This is a genomic window from Gordonia sp. ALPHA1B1, assembly GCF_005502615.1.
Taxonomy (GTDB): Bacteria; Actinomycetota; Actinomycetes; order Mycobacteriales; family Mycobacteriaceae; genus Gordonia; species Gordonia hongkongensis.
The window spans coordinates 41,817-61,907 of record NZ_SCOC01000025.1 but is presented as its reverse complement, the minus strand read 5'-3'; the positions used below and the strand labels follow the sequence as shown (position 1 = coordinate 61,907).

Below are 20,091 nucleotides of genomic sequence, written 5' to 3'. Positions count from 1 at the left end.
GTCTCAGCCAGGCACCGGTTGTGACGGTTTTCGCAATCCGGTTCAACCGCCGGAGTGCATGATCTCGGCGCCTGCGGGGATCACGTCCTCGTCGGGGTCGTCGAGCCAGCCGTCCGGCAGCGCGACCTTCGCCGGCGAACCCTGCCGGCCGCGCGGGCCGTGACCGTCGGTGGGGAACGGCGCGTCGGCCGGCAGCTCGGCCAGCAGTTCACGCAGTTCGTCGACGCTGCCGACGAGCGCCATCCGCCGCCGGATCTCCGAGCCGGCCGGGAAGCCGCGAAGGTACCAGGCGACGTGCTTGCGGATCTCGCGGCAACCCTTCATCTCGCCGTGGTGATCGACGAGGAGCTGGCAGTGCCGGACCATGATGTCGGCGACCTCGCCCAGGTTCGGCGGCGCCGGAGCGTCGAAGCCGCCGAGTTCGGCGGCGAGTTCGGCGAACAGCCAGGGCCGGCCGAGGCAACCGCGACCGACGACGACGCCGTCGCAGCCGGTCCGGCGCATCATCGCGACCGCATCGGCGGGTTCGAAGATGTCGCCGTTGCCGAGCACCGGCACGGTGGTGACGTGCTCCTTGAGTCGGGCGATCTCGTCCCAGTCGGCCTCACCGGAGTATCGCTGCGATGCGGTGCGCGCGTGGAGGGCGACGGCCGCGGCACCTTCTTCGGCGGCGATCCGGCCGGCGTCGAGATGGGTGCGGTGATCGTCGTCGATGCCGATCCGGAACTTGACCGTCACCGGGATGTCGGTGCCCTCGGTGGCTCGGACGGCCGCCGCGACGATCTTGCGGAACAGCGTGCGCTTGTAGGGGATCGCCGACCCCCCGCCCTTGCGGGTCACCTTGGGGACCGGGCAGCCGAAGTTCATGTCGATGTGGTCGGCGAGATTCTCGTCGACGATCATCTTCGCGGCTTGGTACGTGTACTCCGGGTCGACGGTGTAGAGCTGCATCGACCGCGGGTTCTCGTCGGGTCCGAAGGTCGTCATGTGCATCGTGACCGGGTGCCGCTCCACGAGCGCGCGCGCCGTGACCATCTCACAGACGTACAGCCCGGAGACGGTTCCGGTGCGGGCGAGCTCGAGTTCGCGGCACAGCGTCCGGAACGCGACGTTGGTGACACCCGCCATCGGGGCCAGTACGACCGGGCTGGCCAGTTCGATGGACCCGATACGCAGTCCCTTCGAGACGCTCGCAAGCTCGCTCCTTAGGGAGCTGGGAAGCGAGCCTTCGGTGGTCGAGGGCGCCGGGTGGCTGTCGATGAGGGTGCTCAGGATGCCTGCTGCTCCCGCTTCTTGGCCTCGCGGGCGAGCGAACGGTCGCGCATCTCCTCGAAGCGGATGGTGTCCTTCTCGAGCTGCTCGAGGAAGGCGGCGAGCTCCTCGCGGGTCTTCTCGCCCTCGCTGCTGAAGTCGTCGCGTTCGAAGACGTTCCACTTACGCAGGACCGGCATGACGACCTCTTCGAGGTGCTGACGCAGGTCGTAGATGCCGTGCTTGGCCATGAGCACGCCGTGGCGACGGAAGTTGGGCATACCGGCGCCGGGCATCTGGAAGTTGGTCACGATGTCGGTGACGGCGCGCAGCGTCTGGTCGGGGGAGATGTCGAAGCCCGCACCGCAGATGTTGCGGTAGAAGATCATGTGCAGGTTCTCGTCGGCCGCGATGCGCTGCAGCATCTTGTCGGCGATCGGGTCGTTGCACGCCTTGCCGGTGTTGCGGTGGCTGACGCGGGTCGCGAGTTCCTGGAAGGTCACGTACGCCACGGAATGCAGCAGACCGAGCTCGTCGGCGTGCTCCTCGAGCTCGTCCACGCGTCCGGCGGCGGCCAGCATCGGGTCGTAACCATTGGTCATGTGGATCATCCGCGCCTCTTCGAGGGCGACGGGATCGACGCCGCGGGTGACCACGAGGTAGTCGCGCATGACGATGCCGTGGCGGTTCTCCTCGGCGGTCCAGCGACCGACCCAGTGGCCCCAGGCGGAGTCCATCGAGAAGTTGTCGGCGATGACACGGTGGTACGACGGCAGGTTGTCCTCGGTGAGGAGGTTCGTGATCATCGCGGCCTTGGCGACCTCGTCGAGCTGCGACTGCTCGGGGTCGTAGTCGACGCCACCCAGGGCGGCGAAGTTACGGCCCTCGTCCCACGGCACGTAGTCGTGCGGGTTCCAGTCCTTGGCGATCTTGAGGTGGCGGTTGACGTTGTCCTCGGCAACCGGGGCCAGCTCCTTGAGTAGCTCGAGTTGCGTCAGGTCGCGTGCCATGTAGATGTCCTCCGAACGGTGTCCGCGTGTGTCGTCATTGCGTGTCGTCGTCGTGCGTCGTGTCGATCGATCCGCGTGCGTGGCCGGCGGCCACGACCGTGGTTCGCGACGTCGTCGTGGGGAGGTGCGCACCCCGCCCACCGGACCGTGGTGTGTCGGGCCGGGTCCCCCGAGCCGCCCCGTCGCCACTGGTCAAAGTTCTAGCGTACGGCACGCACACCGGTGTCCCAAGTCCGTCGCCTGGGTGTCGTTCACGCCCGCGCGTCGCGTTACGCGTCCGGCCGGTGGTGTCGGTCACGTCGGTACGGGCGACGCCGGAACCGGTGTTCGCGCAGGTCGGCGGGCCCTCAACCGGAACGTGGACGCGAGGCGAACATCGCGCCCGTCGTCTCCATCCACGCCGTGGCCGGTTCGTCGATGGTGCCCAGTTCGCGTGCCTTCTCACACCAGCGCATCGCCGCGCGCCCGAACTCCATCGGGTTGTAGACGTCCTCTTCGCGACTCCACCGGCCGTCGCCGGCGTAGGTGAGGATGGTGATGTTGGTGGCGGTGATGTGTGTCGAGTCGCCCGGATCGCGCATCGGGTTGTCGACTTCGCAGATGACCCGGCCGGTCGGCGCGTCGACCACATGCCACAGCGAGGGGAACCCGGTCATGTGACTGCCGGGGAACGACGTCATCGTCCGCCAGATCCAGGTCCGGATCTCCTCGCGGCCGCGCATGGTGCCCAAGGCGTGCTCGATGTAGTCGGCGTCTTCGGTGAACAGTTCGGCATAGCGATCCCAGTCCCGGCTCACGGCGATCTCGGCGACCGTGCGCTGGAACTGTGCGAAGGCCTCGTCGAGCTCTGCCGGGGTGAATTCGGCGGTCGTCGGGGTCGGGTTCTCGGTGGTTTCCATCGCCGACGATCGTAGAGTCCGCACCGGTGTGGTCCACCGCATTTCGCGACAATCGGTACCATTCGTCCCCAGCACAGCCACCGCACACGGATCGGTGAGGACGTCATGTACCAGGTAGGGGACCTGATCGCGGGGTACCGCGTCCTCGACGTGCTCGGACGCGGCGGCATGGGCGAGGTCTATCAGGCCGCGCATCCCCGGCTGCCGCGCGCCGACGCCCTGAAGGTGCTCCGCTCGGTCCACGCCGCGGACCCGGTCTTCCGCGCGCGGTTCGAACGCGAAGCCGACATCGTCGCTCCGCTGCACCATCCCAACATCGTGGCCGTCTACGACCGTGGCGTCTTCGACGAGTTGCTGTGGATCGCGATGGAGTACGTGCCGGGTACCGACGCGGCCCGGATGCTCGCCCGGGAGTCGCCCCTCGACCCCGGTCTCGCGTGCACGATCATCGCCGGGGCGGCGGCGGGTCTGGACGCGGCGCACCGGCGCGGCGTCATGCACCGGGACATCAAACCGGCAAACATCCTCATCACGCCGGGCGCGGACGGCGACACCGACAGCGCCCCGGAGGCCGTCAAGCTCACCGACTTCGGCATCGCCCAGGTCCTCGACGAGGTGACCCACCTGACCGGTACCGGGATCACCATCGGGACCATGCGCTACGCCTCGCCAGAGCAGATCGAGGGGTTGCGCGTCGACGGCCGGAGCGACATCTATTCTCTCGCTGCCACCGCGTACGAACTCCTCACCGGTGCACCGCCGTTCGATTCGCCGTCGCTGCACGGACTGATGACCGCGCACATGCATCACGAACCCCCGTCGGCGAGCGCCCGCAACCGGGCGCTGCCCGCCGGGGTCGACGCCGTGCTCGCGCGGGCGATCGCCAAGGAGCCGGGTCGCCGTCACCCGACGGCGGGGGAGTTCGCCGCCGCGCTCGCCGACGTCTTCGATTCCCGCGCAACGCTCATCGGCCCGGCGATCAGGCCCGAGCCCCCGACGGAGCCCCCGGCCGGGACCCCCGTCGGGCCCGCGCCGGCCGGTCCGGAACCGAGCCCGGGGTTCCGGCACGTCGGCGCCGGCGTCGCGGGGAGCACGGGGTACACGCCACCGCCCGTGCAACCGGGTCCGTCGCAGATCTGGCCACCCGATGACGATGCGACGCAACCCACTTCGGTCCGTCGGCCTCGCCACCTCGCCGCGATCGGCATCGTGGCGGTGCTCGTCGCCGGGATCCTCGGCGCCGGAATCGGTTTCGCACGCATGTCGGCCACCTCCCTGGACACCCCCGATCCCCCGGACGTGGAGGTCACGACCACCGCGGTCGAACTGACCTGGAACGGCGTGGCCGGGGCCACCGACTACGTGGTGACCCAGAACGAGGACGTGATCTATTCCGGGCCCGCCACCGAGTTCACGGCGCCCCGGCCGGTTCCCGGCATGTACACGTATCAGGTCGCGGCGCACGACGGCGGCCGGGTGTCGGACTTCTCCCGGAACTCCGAACAGGTCGATGTCTTCATGACATGGGGCGAGTTGCAACCCATCGCCGACCTGTACCACGACCTGATCCCGGCCACGCCGTTGAGCACCAACGGCTTCGACGCGATGCGCTGCTGGGGCGAGGACGGCGATCTCGCGTTCTCGTCGAGCAAACGCACCGTGTCGTGTACCCGCGACGCCGACGCCGCGACCGGCGACGACAGCGGGCGGCCGTCGGACCCGGGTGTGGCGGCGTATCAGGTGATCGTCGACACCTACGAGACCCCGGAGGAAGCGGTCGCGGCGGCGAAGGTGACCGCCCACGACCTCCGCGGCGTCGACTACACCACCGCGCAGGGGCACACCGGCACGCTGTACCTGTCGGACAAGCAGCGGGATCAGGGGCAGGCGATCCTCACCTTCGACGACGGCGACCATGCCCGGTCGGTGGTGTGGGTGGTCGTCCCGGGTGAGCCCGCCGCCGCAGCCGGCGACGTCCTGAGAAGGCTGCCGATCTGATGACTTCACCGACACCCTCGGCGTCCCCCACCACGCCACCGAGCTCGCCGCGCCGATTGGAGTCGGGGCCGTGGCTGATCGGGCTGATCGTGCTCGTCGCCGCGGTGGTCGCGGTCGGCGGCTTCGTCGTGGTCCGGTCGGTGACCGCGCCCGACGCGCCGGACACCCCCGGCGGCCTGACCCTGCAGGCGCGACCGGGACGGGTGGTCGCGTCGTGGGACCCGGTGTCCGGGGCGTCGGCCTATCAGCTGCTCCGCGGCGACGGCTACGTCGTCCACCAGGGACCCGAGACCTCCGCCGAGGACGTGAGTGTGCCTGCCGGAGAACATGATTACCGGGTCATCGCGATCCGCGCGGGTGTGTACTCCGAGTCCGGGCCCGTGCAGCGGGTCCGGACGGGCGCGAGCTGGGGGGAGTTCGCGCCGCTGGTGGCGCAGTTCCCGGAGCTGCTCCCGCAGGCCCCCGACACCGCGGCGCAGTGGATGAACACCGAGTGCATCCGCCGCTACTCCGGCGGACGGGACGAGGTCGGGCCGTCGGAGACCGGAGCGGGTCAGGTGCGCACCGTGTTCGTCGTCCGATGTGCCGCGGGCTCGGTCGATCGCCCCTTCGGGGTGTTCTGGTTCGCATCCCGAGATGCGCTGAACGCGGAGTACTCGCGTTCCTCGGAGACGTCGCGGCCGGTGCGATGGCGGCACGGGACGGGGTTGATCGACGAGAACGGACGCGGGGTCTTCAAGATCACCGACGACCCGTCGCGCGAGCTGGCCATGATCGTCGTGCTCGAAACGGATGGACAGGACATTCTGGACATGGTCGACTCGCTGCCGCTCTGAGCGGGGATCATCTGGCATCTCGACGTCGTCACGGCTGTGCCGGAACCGACCCCGCCGGGGTCGTCACGTGCGGCATGATGGCGTGGGGTGCCCACGGGGTCGGGTGCCCGACGTCGAGGGAAGGCGAATCCCATGCAGCGCTTGAGCGGACTGGACGCATCGTTTCTCTACCTCGAGACACGCTCGCAACTGATGCATGTCATCGGTCTGTTCGAGATCGATCCGAGCACCATGCCGGGCGGCTACCGCTTCGACAAACTCCGCGCCGAGATGGAGCGACGCATCGCTGCCATACCCGCGTTCCGGCGGAAACTCGACAACTCGCTGTTCAACATCGACCACCCGGTGTGGATCGAGGACGAGGACTTCGACATCGAGAGGCACGTGCACCGGGTCGGCGTGCCGGCCCCCGGCGGCGCCGGCGAGGTCGCCGAACTGTGCGGTCATCTCGCCGGGCAGACGCTCGACCGGGGCAAGCCGCTGTGGGAGCTGTGGATCATCGAGGGTCTCGCCGACGGCCGGGTCTGCGCGATGCTGCGCATGCACCACGCCGGGACCGACGGTGTGACGGGCGCCGAGATGCTCGCCCAGATGTGCACGCTCACGCCCGAACCGCCGGATCTCGACGCCGAGAAGGTGGGGGAGTCGGCCGGCCCGTCGTCGCGCGTCGCGATGGCCGCGGGCGGCGCGGTCAACTATTTCGTGCAGCGGCCCCTCGCCATGGCCAAACTGCTACCCCGCACGCTTGGCGTACCCGTCGGCTGGTTCCGTCGGGCACAACAGGATTCGGCGATGCCCGCACCGTTCCGTGCCCCACGCACCCGGTTCAACGCGCCCATCACACCGCACCGCAGCATCGCCGTCACCCAGCTCTCGCTCGACGATGTGAAGCGCGTGAAGAACCACTTCGAGGTAAAACTCAACGACGTCGTGCTCGCGATGGTCGGCGGGGCGCTGCGCACCTACCTGCTCGGCCACGACGAGCTCCCCGATCGTCCGCTGGTCGGGATGGTCCCGGTCTCGGTGCACGGCGCCGAGGAGAAGGACCTCGTCGTCGAGGGCACCAACAAGGTGACCGGCATGTTCACCCTGCTGTCCTCCGACGAGCCCGACCCGGTCGCGCGGCTGCGGAAGCAGGCCGAGCTGAGCCGGACCTCGAAGGAGCACCACGCCGAGATCGACGCGAACATCCTGCGGTCCTGGGCGCAGTTCGCTCCCGGTACGACACTGTCCACCGCGATGAAGATCTACGGCGACCGCAACTGGGCGTCGGCGCATCCGCCGGTGTTCAACGTCCTGGTGTCCAACGTCGCCGGCCCGGATTTCCCGCTGTACTTCCTCGGCGCGCGCGTGACCGGCGTGTACCCACTGGGCCCGATCATGCACGGCCTGGGACTCAACATCACGGTCTTCTCCGCCGACGGCAACCTCAACATCGGCATCGTCGGCTGTACCGATCAGACCCCGGACCCGTGGGCCATCGCGAACGCCTTCGACGACGAGATCAAGCAGTTGCTGGCCGCCTGCGACTGATCCGCAAGAACCGCATGCCCCCTGGTCCCGTTCTGCTCCCGGAGCTTGCGGAGGGCGCGACCACCCTGCTCCCTGATCCGAAAGAACGACATAACCATTGCTCCCTGAGGTGCGAGGAGCGATAGCGACGAGGCACGAAGGGCCTGGTGAGACAGGTTGCGGAGCCCTTCGTGGCTCGCTTCGCTCGCACCTCAGGGAGCAGAGATGTGGACCCTCAAGAGGGTTCTTCGTAGTCCACGACGGCCGCCTGGCCGCAGGTACTGAGGAGCGGCCGGAGCTTGCGCAGGGCGCGACCACCCGCCGCACTAGCCCCCGGCGAGTTCGTCCAGCCAGACCCGCGCCGACGCATCCGAGGGTGAACGCCAGTCGCCGCGTGGGGACAGCGACCCGCCCGACCCGATCTTGGGGCCGTTGGGCATCGCCGAGCGCTTGAACTGGTTGCCCATGAACCGCTTCAGGAACACCGAGAGCCAGTGCTCGATGGTCGCGGTGTCGTACTCGTTGCGCTTGTCCTCGGCCAGCAGATCCGACCACGGGCCACGGCTGCGGTCACCCCACGCCTGGCGCGCGAGATAGGCGATCTTGCTCGGGCGATAACCGAAGCGCGTCAGGTGATAGAGGAAGAAATCGTGCAGCTCGTAGGGGCCGACCGTGTCCTCGGTGCTCTGGATCCGGCCGTCGTCGCCGGCGGGGACGAGTTCGGGAGAGATGACGTCGTCGAGGATCTCGACGAGCGTCTCGGTGGTCTCGGCGGAATGGTGCCCGCTGGTGATCATCCACCGGATCAGGTGCTGGATCAGCGTTTTCGGCACCGACCCGTTCACGTTGTAGTGCGACATCTGGTCGCCGACGCCGTAGGTGCACCATCCGAGCGCGAGTTCGGAGAGATCGCCGGTCCCGAGCACGATGGCGCCGTTGGCGTTGGCGAGCCGGAACAGGTGTGAGGTCCGCTCACCGGCCTGCACGTTCTCGAAGGTGACGTCGTAGACCTTCTCGCCGCGCGCGTACGGATGGTCGAGGTCGGCGAGCATCTGCTCACAGGACGGCCGGATGTCGATCTCCGCGCCGCTCACCCCGAGCGAGTTCATCAGCGCGTGGGCGCGCCGCAGTGTCGGGCCGCCGGTCGCGAAGCCGGGCATCGTGTAACCGAGGATGTTGGTGCGCGGCAGACCGAGTCGATCGAAGGTGTCGACCGCGACCAAGAGTGCGAGCGTCGAGTCCAGCCCGCCGGACACCCCGATGACGATCTTCTCCAGACCCGTCGAGCGCAGTCGTTGGGCCAGTCCCTGGACCTGGATGGAGCGGACCTCCGCGCAGCGTTCGTCGCGGTCGGCGGAATCCGCTGGGACATAAGGGAATCGGGGAACCACCCGCCGGACGACATCGTCGTCGGACAGGTCTCCGAAGTCGAAACCGATGCGACGCAACGACTTCAACCGGTCGGAGTGATCGCCGACCTGGTCCCGGAGGCTGATCATCCGCATGCGTTCCTGCCGCAGGCGGTCGAGATCGATGTCGGCGGTGATGATCTGGTCGATCGTCGCGAACTGTTCACTGCGGGCGAGGAGCGAACCGTTCTCGGTGATGAGGGCATCGCCGTCCCAGGCGAGGTCGGTGGTCGACTCGCCGTACCCGGCAGCGACGTACACGTGGGCCGAGATGGTCCGCGCGGAATGCCCGGTGCACAGGTTGGTGCGGTAGCTCTCCTTGCCGATGGTGACCGGGCTGCCCGACAGGTTGGCCAGCACGGTCGCGCCGCCGAGAGCTGCCCATGTACTCGGTGGGATCGCCACCCAGCCGTCTTCGCAGATCTCGACGAACAGTGCGAAACCCGGCAGGTCGCGGGCCTCGAACACGAGATCGGCACCGAACGGGACCTCGTCGTCGCCGATCCGCACGGTCGTGGGGATCGCGTCGCGCGCCGCGGCGAAGAAGCGCTGCTCGTAGAACTCGCGGTAGTTCGGCAGGTACGACTTCGGGACCACCCCCAGGACCGCGCCGTCGTGGATCACGGCGGCGCAGTTGTACAGGCCGTCACCCACGCGCATCGGTAGTCCGACGCAGAGAACCGGCTTGAGCCCGGCACTGGCCGTCACGATGTCGTCGAGTGCGGTGCGGCAACCGTCGAGGAGGGCGTCCTGGTGGAAGAGGTCGTCGACGCTGTACCCGCACAGCCCGAGTTCGGGGAACACGACCAGGCAGGCGCCGTCGTCAGCGGCCCGCGTCGCGAGTTCGACGGTGCGCGCGGCGTTGACCGCGGGTTCGGCGAGCGTCAGGACGGGTACGGCTCCGGCGACGCGGGCGAATCCGTTTGCGTAGACAGACACTCCGACACCCTAATCGCGGACAGGCCGTCGTGTGGGGTCCGCCGAACGCGCCGGCCGGGTGCAGCGCTAGGACCGCCACCACGTGTCGTCGACCTCGACGGGGGTGGTGCGCTTGTGCCGGTTGCGGTGCCAGGCGGCCTCGATCTTCTCGGCCGCGTCCTCGGGGATCTCGCGCCCCTCGAGGTAGTCGTCGATGTCGTCGTAGCGCAGGCCGAGTTCGTCCTCGTCGGTCTGTCCGGCCTTCTCGTCCAGCAGGTCGGCGGTCGGGACCTTTTCCCACAGCTGCTGCGGCGCATCCAGGTGGCGCAGGAGGGCACGCCCCTGCCGCTTGTTCAGGCCGGAGAGCGGCAGCACGTCGGCCGCACCGTCGCCGTGTTTGGTGAAGAAGCCGGTGACGTTCTCGGACGCATGATCGGAGCCGATCACCAGCAGCCCGCGGTCACCGGCGAGGGCGTACTGCGCGACCATGCGGTGCCGCGCCTTGGCGTTGCCCTTGGTGAAGTCGGTGAGCCGGGTGCCGGTGGCCTGTTCGATCTCGTCGTCGAGGGCATCCACGCCGGGTGCCACGTTGACGGTCACGACCTCGTCGGCGCCGATGAACTCGAGGGCCGCGGCCGCGTCGTCCTCGTCGTGCTGCACGCGGTAGGGCAGCCGCACGCCCATGAAGGTCGCGTCACCGCCGTCGGACCGGATGCGTTCGGCGGCGAGCTGGGCGAGCTTCCCGGCCAGGCTGGAGTCGACGCCGCCGGAGATGCCGAGTACGTAACCCTTGGCGCCGGTGGCGCGGAGGTAGTCGACGAGGAATCCGACCCGCCGCTCCACCTCCTCGCCGGGGTCGATCGAAGACTTCACGGCGAGGGCGTCGATGATGGTTCGCTGGATCTCACGCATGATCCCAGTGTGCGCCACCGGTCACCCCTCGCGTGGGATCCGCACGCCGACGAGGTGGGCCTCGGGGTCCGGGGCCAACCCGATCCGGTCCCACTCGTGGGAGATGCCGACGACCGCATAAGCCGAGGTGGGGAAGCGTTCGATGTAGCCGTGCGGATCGAGCGTCAGCGCGGTCGACGGCATCCCGGGCTCGTGGCCGACGACGAGGACCGTCCGCGCGTCGGCGGGCGCGTGGACGCGGATGGCCTCCAGGATCTCCTCGGGCGCGCCGCCGTAGATGTCCTCGACGAAGGTCACGGGCGCATCGATGCCGGTTCGGGCGAGCGTCTGCCGCGTTCGCGTCGATGTCGAGCACAGCACCGCGTCGATCCGCAGGCCCTCATCGGCCATCCAGCGTCCGGCGAGGGCGGCCTGCCGATCGCCGCGCTCGGCCAGCGGACGGTCGTGATCGGGCGTCGCGGGCGGATAACCCGACTTGCCGTGCCGCATCAGGACCAGCGTGCGGGTCCGGCTCATGCGGCGCCGTGCCGGCCGCGGTCCCGGGCGTCGGATTCGGACCCCGACTCGGCGCCGATCATCCGCAGGACCCGCACGGTCGCGCGCCAGGCGGCGGCCTCCTGGCGGAGGTAGGCCGCGTGTTCGTCGTGACCGCGGGCCTCGGCCTCGTCGGCGGCGACGTCGAACTCCAGGTACTCGTCCACGGCACAGTCGATGAGCTCACCCACCGAGGTGCAGTCGGTGCAGGCCACCTCGATCGCGGCGGCGTCGAGGGTGGCCAGTCGTTCCAGATCTGACCGATAACGCATGGGTTCGAATCTACGGTGTCCGGGCAGGCCGTTGGTGTTACGACACCGTCGATGTCGCCCGGGACGACCCCGGCCGGGACCGCGACCGCGGCTCACCGCCGTTACCCTGGGGATCGTGCACACCTGGGTACCCGCGCTCCTCGCGGTGCTGGCCGCGTTGATGATCGCCGCCGGTACCGTGTTGCGTCAGCGCGCCTCCCGGGTCAACGGTGCGATCACCCCGGGATGGTGGGCCGGTGCGGCGATCGCGCTGTGCGGCTTCGGTTTGCAGGCCTCGGCACTGGGTCTCGGCTCCATCCTGCTCGTGCAACCGCTCGTCGTGCTCGCCGTGCTGTTCGCCCTTCCGCTCGAGGCGTGGGCCGATCATCGGCACCCGGCCCGCATCGAGTGGGCCTGGGGCGGGGTTCTCGTCGCGTGCGTGGTGACGTTCCTGATCGTGGCGCGTCCCGAACCGTCGATGCGACGCCCCGATGCTCTCCTGCTGTGGGGCACCGTGGGAGCGGTCATCGGCGTCGTGGTCGCGCTGGTGATCTTCGCCCACCGCTCGAGTCCGCACTACAAGGCACTGTTCTACGGGCTCGTCGCCGGCATCCTGTTCGGCGTGTCGGCGTTGCTGGTGAAGACCGTGATCTACCAGATCACGCACCACTTCTGGCGTACCTTCGTCCACCCCGAGATCTATCTCTTCGTGCTGGTGGTGGTCTGCGCCATCCTCGCCCAGCAGATGGGGTTCGGCGCCGGTGATCTGCAGACCTCGTTCCCGTCGATGACCGTCGCCGAGCCGGCCGTCGCGATGGTGCTCGGTGTGCTGCTGCTCGGTGAAAACCTGAAGGTCTCGGTACCGACCGCGCTGTTCCTCGGCATCGTGCTCGCGATCATGGTGCGCGCCGTGTGTGAACTCGCGAAACTCTCGGCCGTGCGCGGATACGAGCAGGCCGTGGCGGCGGAGGAGTCCGCCGCAGCCGACGCGGGCCCGGCGGCGGGCGCGACGTCGCGACCAGCGGGTTGACCGGCCGCGTCGACGTCAGGCGTGCTCAGATCTCCTGGGAGATTCCCTCGGCCCACTCGGCGGCCTGTTTCGCCGGCTTGATGGGCGAGGAGTTGTCGTGGCGGGCGTGCTCGCCGACCTGGACCGCGCCGCGCTTGGTGAGCATCTCGGCGACGATCTCGCCGCCGCGGTTGAACGTGTCGTAGATCGAGTCCCCGAGACCGAAGACCGCGAAGCGGAGACCGGTGAGGTCCGGGTTCACGCTCTCGAGTTCGTCGGCGAAGGGCTCGGCACCGGTCGGCAGCTCGCCTTCGCCGTAGGTCGAGCACACGATGACGAGGAAGTCCTCGGGGTCGAGGTCCTCGACCGCGTACTCGCTCATGTCGTAGATCGACGGATCGTGGTCGGAGGCCAGCGTGTCGGCGATGGCGTCGGCGACGAGCTCACCGTTCCCGGTTTCGGTTCCGTAGAGGATGACGACCGACATGTGAACTCCTCTCGACGTCGGCGTTTTCGCTAAGCGAGGGTAGCCTAACCGGCTCGTCGGCGCGAAATCGCTGGTGGCGAGGGGTTGGAAGAAATACTTGGATGTCCTACTATATGGTGATACCGGCCATACCCCCAACGAAGTCGAAGGTGATCTCCGTGTCCGCTCCTGCTGTCTCCTCGATCCCGCACTACCTGAACGGCAAGCGCGTCACCGCCGAGGGCGGTCGCTTCGCCGACGTCTTCAATCCGAGCACCGGCGCCGTGCAGTCCCAGGTTCCGCTGGCGTCCACCGACGAGGTCGCCGCCGCGATCGCGACCGCATCGGCCGCGCAGAAGGAGTGGGCCGCCTGGAACCCGCAGCGCCGCGCCCGTGTCCTCATGCGGTTCGTCGACCTGGTGAACAAGAACGCCGACGAGCTCGCGACCACGCTGTCGCTCGAGCACGGCAAGACCCACGCCGACGCGCTCGGCGACATCCAGCGCGGCGTCGAGGTAATCGAGTTCGCGATCGGCATCCCGCACCTCATCAAGGGTGAGTTCACCGCGGGTGCCGGCGGCGGCATCGACGTGCACTCCATCCGTCAGCCGCTCGGGGTCGTCGCGGGCATCACCCCGTTCAACTTCCCGGCGATGATCCCGCTCTGGAAGGCCGGGCCCGCGCTCGCGTGCGGCAACGCCTTCATCCTCAAGCCCAGCGAGCGCGATCCGTCCGTGCCGGTGCGTCTCGCCGAGCTGTTCACCGAAGCCGGCCTGCCCGACGGCGTGTTCCAGGTCGTCCACGGCGACAAGGAAGCGGTCGACGCGCTGCTGACCCACCCGGACGTCAAGGCGCTCGGCTTCGTCGGCAGCTCCGACATCGCGCAGTACATCTACTCGACCGCGGCCGCCCACGGGAAGCGCTCACAGTGCTTCGGTGGCGCCAAGAACCACGCGATCATCATGCCCGACGCCAACCTCGACCAGGTCGTCGACGCGCTGATCGGTGCGGGCTACGGCAGCGCCGGTGAGCGCTGCATGGCGATCAGCGTCGCGGTCCCGGTCGGCGAGCAGACCGCAGACCGGTTGCGCGCCAAGCTGATCGACCGGGTCAACGCACTGCGCGTCGGTCACAGCCTGGACCCCAAGGCCGACTACGGCCCCCTGGTCACCGCCGCCGCTCTCGAGCGGGTCCGCGGGTTCATCGACAAGGGTGCCGAGGAAGGTGCCGAGGTCGTCATCGACGGACGTGAGCGCGCCAACAACGAGCAGACCTTCGGCGACGAGGACATCTCGAAGGGCTTCTTCATCGGCCCGACCCTGTTCGACCACGTCACCAAGGACATGACCATCTACACCGAGGAGATCTTCGGACCGGTCCTGTCGATCGTGCGTGCCGGCGACTACGAGGAGGCCCTCGCGCTGGCGTCGGACCACCAGTACGGCAACGGTGTCGCGATCTTCACCCAGGACGGCGACGCCGCCCGCGACTTCACGGCCCGCGTCGACGTCGGCATGGTCGGCGTGAACGTGCCGATCCCGGTTCCGGTGGCGTACTACACCTTCGGCGGATGGAAGCGCTCGGGCTTCGGCGACCTCAACCAGCACGGCCCGGCGTCGATCCAGTTCTACACCAAGACCAAGACGGTCACGACGCGGTGGCCGTCGGGCATCAAGGACGGCGCCGAGTTCGTCATCCCGACGATGGACTGATCGGCGTTGACGACTTTCGCCGACGCCGCACTCGCCCGGCTCGACGGTGACGAACGTGTCATCGTCGAGACCGCGGCGGGTTTCGCGGCCAAGAAACTGGCGCCGTTCGCGCTCGAATGGGATGCCACGAACCACTTCCCGGTCGACGAGTTGCGTGAGGCGTCGGAACTCGGGATGGGTGCCATCTACTGTTCGGAGGACGCCGGCGGCAGTGGCCTGCGGCGCCTCGACGGGGTGCGCATCTTCGAGCAACTGGCGTACGCCGATCCGGCCGTCGCGTCGTTCCTGTCCATCCACAACATGTGCACGTGGATGGTCGACGAGTACGGCACCGACGAACAGCGTTCGACCTGGGTGCCGCGCCTGGCCACGATGGAGACGGTGGCGAGCTACTGCCTGACCGAGCCGGGTGCCGGCTCCGACGCGGCGGCGCTCGCCACGCGTGCCGAGCGGGCCGGCGACGAGTACGTGCTCACCGGGGTCAAACAGTTCATCTCCGGGGCCGGGTCGTCGGACCTCTACGTCATCATGGCGCGCACCGGTGACGCCGGACCCAAGGGCATCTCCACGTTCTTGGTCGAGAAGGATTCGCCCGGACTGAGTTTCGGGGCCCAGGAGCACAAGATGGGCTGGCATGCGCAGCCCACCGCCCAGGTCATCCTCGACGAGGTGCGGGTGCCCGCGGGCAACCTCCTCGGCGGCACCGAGGGCATCGGGTTCGGCATCGCCATGAACGGTCTGAACGGCGGCCGCATCAACATCGCGGCGTCGTCGCTCGGTGGGGCGCAAGCCGCCTTCGACAAGGCGGCGGCCTATGTCGCGAGTCGCCGCGCGTTCGGCAACGCGCTCATCGACGAGCCGACCATCCGGTTCACCCTCGCCGACATGGCCACCTCGCTGCAGGCGTCCCGGCTGATGTTGTGGCAGGCGGCGACGGCGCTCGACGACGGCGCGCCCGACAAGGTCGAACAGTGCGCGATGGCGAAGCGTTTCGTCACCGACACCTGCTACGAGGTCGCCGACCAGGCGCTACAGCTGCACGGCGGATACGGGTATCTCACCGAGTACGGAATCGAGAAAATCGTCCGCGACCTCCGTGTGCACCGCATCCTGGAGGGGACCAACGAGATCATGCGGGTCGTGCTCGGCCGTTCGATCGCGACCCGCTACCGGGACAGCTGACATTTCGCTTTAGACAACCACTTTCGTAGGAAGCAGAGACAATGACGACGATCGCCTTCCTCGGCCTCGGCAACATGGGTGGCCCGATGGCCGCCAATCTGGTGAAAGCCGGTCACACCGTCCGCGGTTTCGATCCGGTACCCGAGGCGGTGAAGACCGCGCAGGACAACGGCATCGAGACCTTCCCGGCCGCCATCGAGGCCGTGTCCGCCGCCGAGGTCGTGGTGACGATGCTGCCCAACGGCGGCATCGTGAAGAAGCTGTATGACGAGATCCTGCCGGCAACACCAACCGGAGCCCTGTTCATCGACTCGTCGACGATCTCGGTCGACGACGCGCGGGACATCCACCAGCGCGCCACCGAGCACGGCTTCGCACAGGTCGACGCCCCGGTCTCGGGCGGGGTGAAGGGTGCCGTCGCCGGCACCCTGGCGTTCATGGTCGGCGGCGAGGACGAGGCCTTCGCCGCAGCGCGCACGACCCTGGATCCGATGGCGGGCAAGATCATCCACTGCGGTGCCGCGGGTGCCGGCCAGGCCGCCAAGGTGTGCAACAACATGGTGCTCGCCGTCCAGCAGATCGCGGTGGGGGAGGCCTTCGTGCTCGCCCAGAAGCTGGGCCTCGACGACCAGGCGCTCTACGACGTGATCACCGGCGCCACCGGCAACTGCTGGGCTGTCGAGACCAACTGCCCCGTTCCCGGGCCGGTCCCGACCTCGCCGGCGAACAACGACTTCAAGCCGGGCTTCGCGACCGCCCTGATGAACAAGGACCTCGGTCTTGCGATGGACGCCGTCGCCAGCACCGGCGCCCGTGCGCCGTTGGGCACCCACGCCGCACAGCTCTACCGCGGCTTCGCCGAACAGCACGCGGACCTCGACTTCAGCGCGATCATCACGTCGCTGCACTAGGTCGTTCGCCGACCTCACGAGATCCGTATGACGTTGTGCCCGGTTTCCGGGCACAACGTCATACGCGTTTCAGGCGGCCGCTCGTCGGAGCACGGCCCTGACGTCCGCGGCGACCTGGGCGGGCCGGTCGACGAGGTCGGTCCACGTGAAGTTGAGGACAGTCCATCCGTTGGCGGTGAGCAGGTTGCGCTTGGTGCGGTCGCGCTGGAAGGCCGCGGCGTCGCGGTGGAAGGAGAAGCCGTCGATTTCGACTGCGACCTTCCTGTCGGGAAAGGCGAAATCGATGACGTAGCCGTAGGCGGGCATGTTCGGCATCCAGCCGGAGATCCCAGCGGCGGTCAGCAGTTCGGTGGTGAGTCGTTCGGCTTCCGATCGTGCTCCGTCGCCGAGGAGTTTCAGATAGGCAGCGACGCGCGGTGCTCCGTGCCGGTTGGGGTAGCGGTCGTTGGCGGCGCGGAGAGCGTCGAGGGTGACGCGGGTGCTGAGTAGTGCTGAATCGAGGATGCTAATCCCGAGGTCGAGGGAGGCGTCGAGGACGGTCAGCGCGGCGCTCGTTGTTCGGAGACCTTGATGCTCGGTGATGTCGTCGTCGTGTAGTCGCCGGAACCTGACCACCGCGGTCGCGGACGAGCGTCGGGCGCTGCCGCGGGTCGGGGTGTAGACGAGGTGTTTTCGGGGTTCGGTGTCGTGCAGTCCGAGCCACCAGGCGGCCGCTGGTCCGCCGAGTACCGCCATGTTGTGCACCGACAGGACCGCGATGCGGGCTTGAGCCCGGGCTGTGCGGTGGTGCCCGGCGACGAGGTACACCCCGCGTGCTACCGCTTTCCACTCGCCGGCAGCGACTTTGCGTTGGATCGTCGACGAGCTCGCACCGCAATCACGCGCTTCGCGGGTGGAGAACACGCCGTCTCGGCGGGCGGTCAGTTCGGCGAGGTCCATGGGGTTTCGACGCAGACGATCACCGCGCGGTTCCAACGCCGAGCAGCTGAGCGAATCCGTATGACGTCGAACCCGGATTCCGGGCACGACGTCATACGGATTCCGCGCGCCGTTTCAGAAGTCCCCGTTGTGCTTGCGAAGTGACTGGATGGCGCCGACGAGGCCGGTCATCTCGTCGTCGGACATGCCGACGTTGCCGAATACCTCGCGGTTGAGGGTCTCCGTGGCGTCGCCCACCGTCTTGCGGCCGAGGTCGGTGATCTCGACGAGCGTGGTACGTCCATCGGTGGGGTGCGGGACGCGGCGGACGAGCCCGCCCTCCTCGAGGCGACGGATCGCGTGGGTCACGCTGGTCACGTGGACCTGGAGCCGATCACTGGCCTTGGTGATCGGCAGGGACCCCTGACGCGAGAACGCCAGCAGGCGGAGCAGTTCGAAGCGGGAGAAGCTGAGATCGAACGGACGCAGGGCGGCCTCGACACGGGCGAGCAGGATCTGATGGGCGCGCATCACCGACGTCACCGCGACCATGCCGTCGGCCACCTCGCCCCACCCCGCCTGGGTCCAGTTCTCCCGTGCTTCGGCGATGGGGTCGAAATCCATGCTGCGCCCTGCCATACCGACACCCTAGTGGGGTGTCTCCGAAGGAGGCGAGACGTACCGACGGTGCGCGTGCCCTCGTCCGGCCGGTCAGGCACCAGGAGTTCGCCATCCGTCGATGATGGCCGTCGCCGCGGCCATCGGGTCGGCGCCGGCCGGGTAGTTGCCGGACAGGAGCAGCGTCGCGGTCCCGTGCACCTGTGCCCACAACGATGCGACGACGGTGTCGATGTCCGCGGCGCGGAGTGCGCCCGAGGAGATGGCTCGCTCGACTCCCTCGCGCAACGGCGTGATCGCACGGGTCGCGGCCGAGCGGGTCTCCTCGGTGCGCTCGACCCCGGCGAGCACGTCGATGAACATCAGCTCGTAGAGGCGCGGATTCTCGAGCGCCCACCCGACGTAGGCGACCCCCAGTCCGGCGAGCGTCGCCGGGTCGGTTGCGGCGACGCTCGCGGACCGCTGGGCCCGCGCGAACGAATCGAAGGCCCGCACCAGGATCGCGCGGGACAGGCCCTCCTTGTTGCCGAACAGCGAGTAGACGGCGGTGGTGGAAGTGTCGGCAGCGCGAGCGACCTCCCGCACCGACAGCGCACCGATGCCGTCGGCGGCCACCATGCGAACCGCCTCGTCGAGGAGCCGGACACGGACGTCTTCGGTGTGGGATCGGGGTCTTGCCATGTCCGCAATCGTTTCATAACATCGTTTCGTAACGACGTTACAAAATGGTCTGGAGGTCTCATGTCCGCTCGCCGAGCCGCCCGCATGACCAACGACGCCCCGCCCCCGGGCACGACGCTGTTCTTGATCGGGATGCGGTTGACGCGACCCTGGCGGGTACGCGCCTGGTTGCCGGTGCTGACGTCGATGTCCCGGATGCTGATCCACCTCCGTCGCCGACCGGATGCGGGCATGCTCGACGCGCGCCTCTATCTGGGCGGTTCGCCGATGGTGTTGTCGTACTGGCGCAGCGCCGACGATCTCCGACGGTTCGCGTCCGACCCCGACGCCCCGCATCTGTCCATGTGGCGGTGGTTCAATCGCGAGCTCGCCGACACCGACTCGGTCGGGATCTGGCACGAGACCTACGTCATCGGCGAACACGAGACCATCTCGAGCGGGATGCCCCCGCAGGGCCTGGCCCGGGCGGTCGGGTGGCACCCCGTGGGGCCGGGGACCGCAACCGCCTCGGCTCGGTTGACGCGCAACCGGCCGGCCCCGCAACGTGGCTGACCCAGGGCAGCTGCGTTCGCTTTTTGTCGTTCATCAGTCGTGTCGTCTCAGCGAATGACGTCGACGATCATCTGGTCCCGAGTCGTCGACATCGGCGTCGATTTTCCGATGAGTCCAGTTCGGCGCCAAACGCTGAACATGGATAAACGATTCGTTAGCAATGACACCTAAATATGATCCGTCCATTCTGGGCGATTTGCGTGAGAAGGGCGTGATGGACCGATTGATCGGTCGCCCCAAAGAACAACTGCTGCTTGTGGTTTGACAGCCTCCGTGTGAGTAATGAATCCACATCCGCTTTTCGAATGAGTTGATCTGAAAATCAGAGACACGGGCGAAAATCCACGCCTTTCGGAAAACTCATCCGAATGAACCATCGAATTCTCCGTGACCATTCTGAGACGTTTTTTCGCTGGTCTTTACTTCGCCTTTACTGACGTTTTACCTTTGCCGAAAAGGGATGTCGGCGAATGTTAATCGGGAGTATGGTCCGATTTGTCGACGGGGCGACA

At 68.1% G+C, this 20,091-nt stretch carries 19 protein-coding genes; 8 read left to right on the top strand and 11 right to left on the bottom strand.

The genetic code is table 11. The features are described 5' to 3' along the window. Nucleotides 1-42: 42 nt before the first annotated feature. From dusB to FFS52_RS16540, 3 genes are all read right to left on the bottom strand, one after another. A complete protein-coding gene (gene dusB, locus FFS52_RS16550; RefSeq protein ID WP_171011660.1) occupies nt 43-1,176 on the bottom strand; it encodes a tRNA dihydrouridine synthase DusB in 1,134 nt (377 codons plus the stop codon). 92 nt (nt 1,177-1,268) lie between these two features. Continuing rightward, entirely contained in the window at nt 1,269-2,261 is a 993-nt protein-coding gene (locus tag FFS52_RS16545; protein ID WP_058253529.1) for an acyl-ACP desaturase, read from the bottom strand. A 347-nt stretch (nt 2,262-2,608) separates the two neighbouring features. Then, nucleotides 2,609-3,160: a nuclear transport factor 2 family protein gene (locus FFS52_RS16540; RefSeq protein WP_078113633.1), complete on the bottom strand. Its 552-nt coding sequence runs from the start codon at nt 3,158-3,160 to the stop codon at nt 2,609-2,611. A 105-nt stretch (nt 3,161-3,265) separates the two neighbouring features. Here FFS52_RS16540 and FFS52_RS16535 point away from each other — a divergent pair, with 105 nt between their 5' ends. From FFS52_RS16535 to FFS52_RS16525, 3 genes are all read left to right on the top strand, one after another. Next, complete coding sequence (locus tag FFS52_RS16535) at nt 3,266-5,158, top strand: serine/threonine-protein kinase (protein WP_137810313.1); 1,893 nt, start codon at nt 3,266-3,268, stop codon at nt 5,156-5,158. Beyond that, a complete protein-coding gene (locus FFS52_RS16530; RefSeq protein ID WP_137810312.1) occupies nt 5,158-5,994 on the top strand; it encodes a fibronectin type III domain-containing protein in 837 nt (278 codons plus the stop codon). The genes FFS52_RS16535 and FFS52_RS16530 overlap by 1 nt, the downstream gene beginning before the upstream one ends. 132 nt (nt 5,995-6,126) lie before the next feature. Then, the gene (locus FFS52_RS16525; protein ID WP_137810311.1) at nt 6,127-7,527 is read left to right on the top strand and encodes a wax ester/triacylglycerol synthase family O-acyltransferase; all 1,401 of its coding nucleotides are present in this window, start codon (nt 6,127-6,129) and stop codon (nt 7,525-7,527) included. A gap of 305 nt (nt 7,528-7,832) precedes the next feature. On the opposite strand, the gene FFS52_RS16520 is transcribed toward FFS52_RS16525, so the two are convergent. The 4 genes from FFS52_RS16520 to FFS52_RS16505 all read right to left on the bottom strand — a co-directional run bounded on the left by FFS52_RS16520 (nt 7,833) and on the right by FFS52_RS16505 (nt 11,551). Next, the gene (locus FFS52_RS16520; protein WP_137810310.1) at nt 7,833-9,854 is read right to left on the bottom strand and encodes an NAD(+) synthase; all 2,022 of its coding nucleotides are present in this window, start codon (nt 9,852-9,854) and stop codon (nt 7,833-7,835) included. A 66-nt stretch (nt 9,855-9,920) separates the two neighbouring features. Continuing rightward, nucleotides 9,921-10,745: an ammonia-dependent NAD(+) synthetase gene (gene nadE / locus FFS52_RS16515; RefSeq protein ID WP_068970977.1), complete on the bottom strand. Its 825-nt coding sequence runs from the start codon at nt 10,743-10,745 to the stop codon at nt 9,921-9,923. A gap of 21 nt (nt 10,746-10,766) precedes the next feature. Next, nucleotides 10,767-11,261 (bottom strand): histidine phosphatase family protein, encoded by a 495-nt coding sequence (locus tag FFS52_RS16510; protein WP_078113639.1) that lies wholly within the window; start codon nt 11,259-11,261, stop codon nt 10,767-10,769. Continuing rightward, complete coding sequence (locus FFS52_RS16505; RefSeq protein WP_058253832.1) at nt 11,258-11,551, bottom strand: hypothetical protein; 294 nt, start codon at nt 11,549-11,551, stop codon at nt 11,258-11,260. Before FFS52_RS16505 ends, FFS52_RS16510 begins: the two co-directional genes overlap by 4 nt. A gap of 115 nt (nt 11,552-11,666) precedes the next feature. Here FFS52_RS16505 and FFS52_RS16500 point away from each other — a divergent pair, with 115 nt between their 5' ends. Further along, a complete protein-coding gene (locus FFS52_RS16500; protein WP_137810309.1) occupies nt 11,667-12,560 on the top strand; it encodes a DMT family transporter in 894 nt (297 codons plus the stop codon). A 25-nt stretch (nt 12,561-12,585) separates the two neighbouring features. Here the strand turns inward: FFS52_RS16500 and FFS52_RS16495 are convergent, their stop codons facing one another. Further along, the gene (locus FFS52_RS16495) at nt 12,586-13,026 is read right to left on the bottom strand and encodes a flavodoxin domain-containing protein (protein WP_065629724.1); all 441 of its coding nucleotides are present in this window, start codon (nt 13,024-13,026) and stop codon (nt 12,586-12,588) included. Between the two features lie 158 nt (nt 13,027-13,184). Here FFS52_RS16495 and FFS52_RS16490 point away from each other — a divergent pair, with 158 nt between their 5' ends. The 3 genes from FFS52_RS16490 to mmsB are packed head-to-tail and all read left to right on the top strand — an operon-like array spanning nt 13,185 to nt 16,810. Next, nucleotides 13,185-14,717 carry a CoA-acylating methylmalonate-semialdehyde dehydrogenase gene (locus FFS52_RS16490; RefSeq protein WP_065629789.1) on the top strand — a complete coding sequence of 511 codons (1,533 nt, stop codon included), beginning with the start codon at nt 13,185-13,187 and terminating at the stop codon, nt 14,715-14,717. Between the two features lie 6 nt (nt 14,718-14,723). Beyond that, nucleotides 14,724-15,899 carry an acyl-CoA dehydrogenase family protein gene (locus tag FFS52_RS16485; protein WP_137810308.1) on the top strand — a complete coding sequence of 392 codons (1,176 nt, stop codon included), beginning with the start codon at nt 14,724-14,726 and terminating at the stop codon, nt 15,897-15,899. Between the two features lie 41 nt (nt 15,900-15,940). Then, on the top strand, nt 15,941-16,810 hold the full coding sequence (gene mmsB, locus FFS52_RS16480) for a 3-hydroxyisobutyrate dehydrogenase (RefSeq protein ID WP_065629722.1): 870 nt from the start codon (nt 15,941-15,943) through the stop codon (nt 16,808-16,810). A gap of 69 nt (nt 16,811-16,879) precedes the next feature. Here mmsB and FFS52_RS16475 read toward each other — a convergent pair whose 3' ends face one another. The 3 genes from FFS52_RS16475 to FFS52_RS16465 form a co-directional block, all read right to left on the bottom strand. Continuing rightward, nucleotides 16,880-17,749 (bottom strand): DUF559 domain-containing protein, encoded by an 870-nt coding sequence (locus tag FFS52_RS16475; RefSeq protein WP_068970984.1) that lies wholly within the window; start codon nt 17,747-17,749, stop codon nt 16,880-16,882. 114 nt (nt 17,750-17,863) lie between these two features. Beyond that, a complete protein-coding gene (locus tag FFS52_RS16470) occupies nt 17,864-18,367 on the bottom strand; it encodes a MarR family transcriptional regulator (RefSeq protein WP_058253826.1) in 504 nt (167 codons plus the stop codon). A 72-nt stretch (nt 18,368-18,439) separates the two neighbouring features. Next, a complete protein-coding gene (locus tag FFS52_RS16465) occupies nt 18,440-19,036 on the bottom strand; it encodes a TetR/AcrR family transcriptional regulator (RefSeq protein ID WP_137810320.1) in 597 nt (198 codons plus the stop codon). 51 nt (nt 19,037-19,087) lie between these two features. Between FFS52_RS16465 and FFS52_RS16460 the strand changes: the two genes are divergently transcribed. Next, the gene (locus FFS52_RS16460) at nt 19,088-19,579 is read left to right on the top strand and encodes a DUF4188 domain-containing protein (RefSeq protein ID WP_137810307.1); all 492 of its coding nucleotides are present in this window, start codon (nt 19,088-19,090) and stop codon (nt 19,577-19,579) included. The last annotated feature ends 512 nt before the right edge of the window (nt 19,580-20,091 follow it).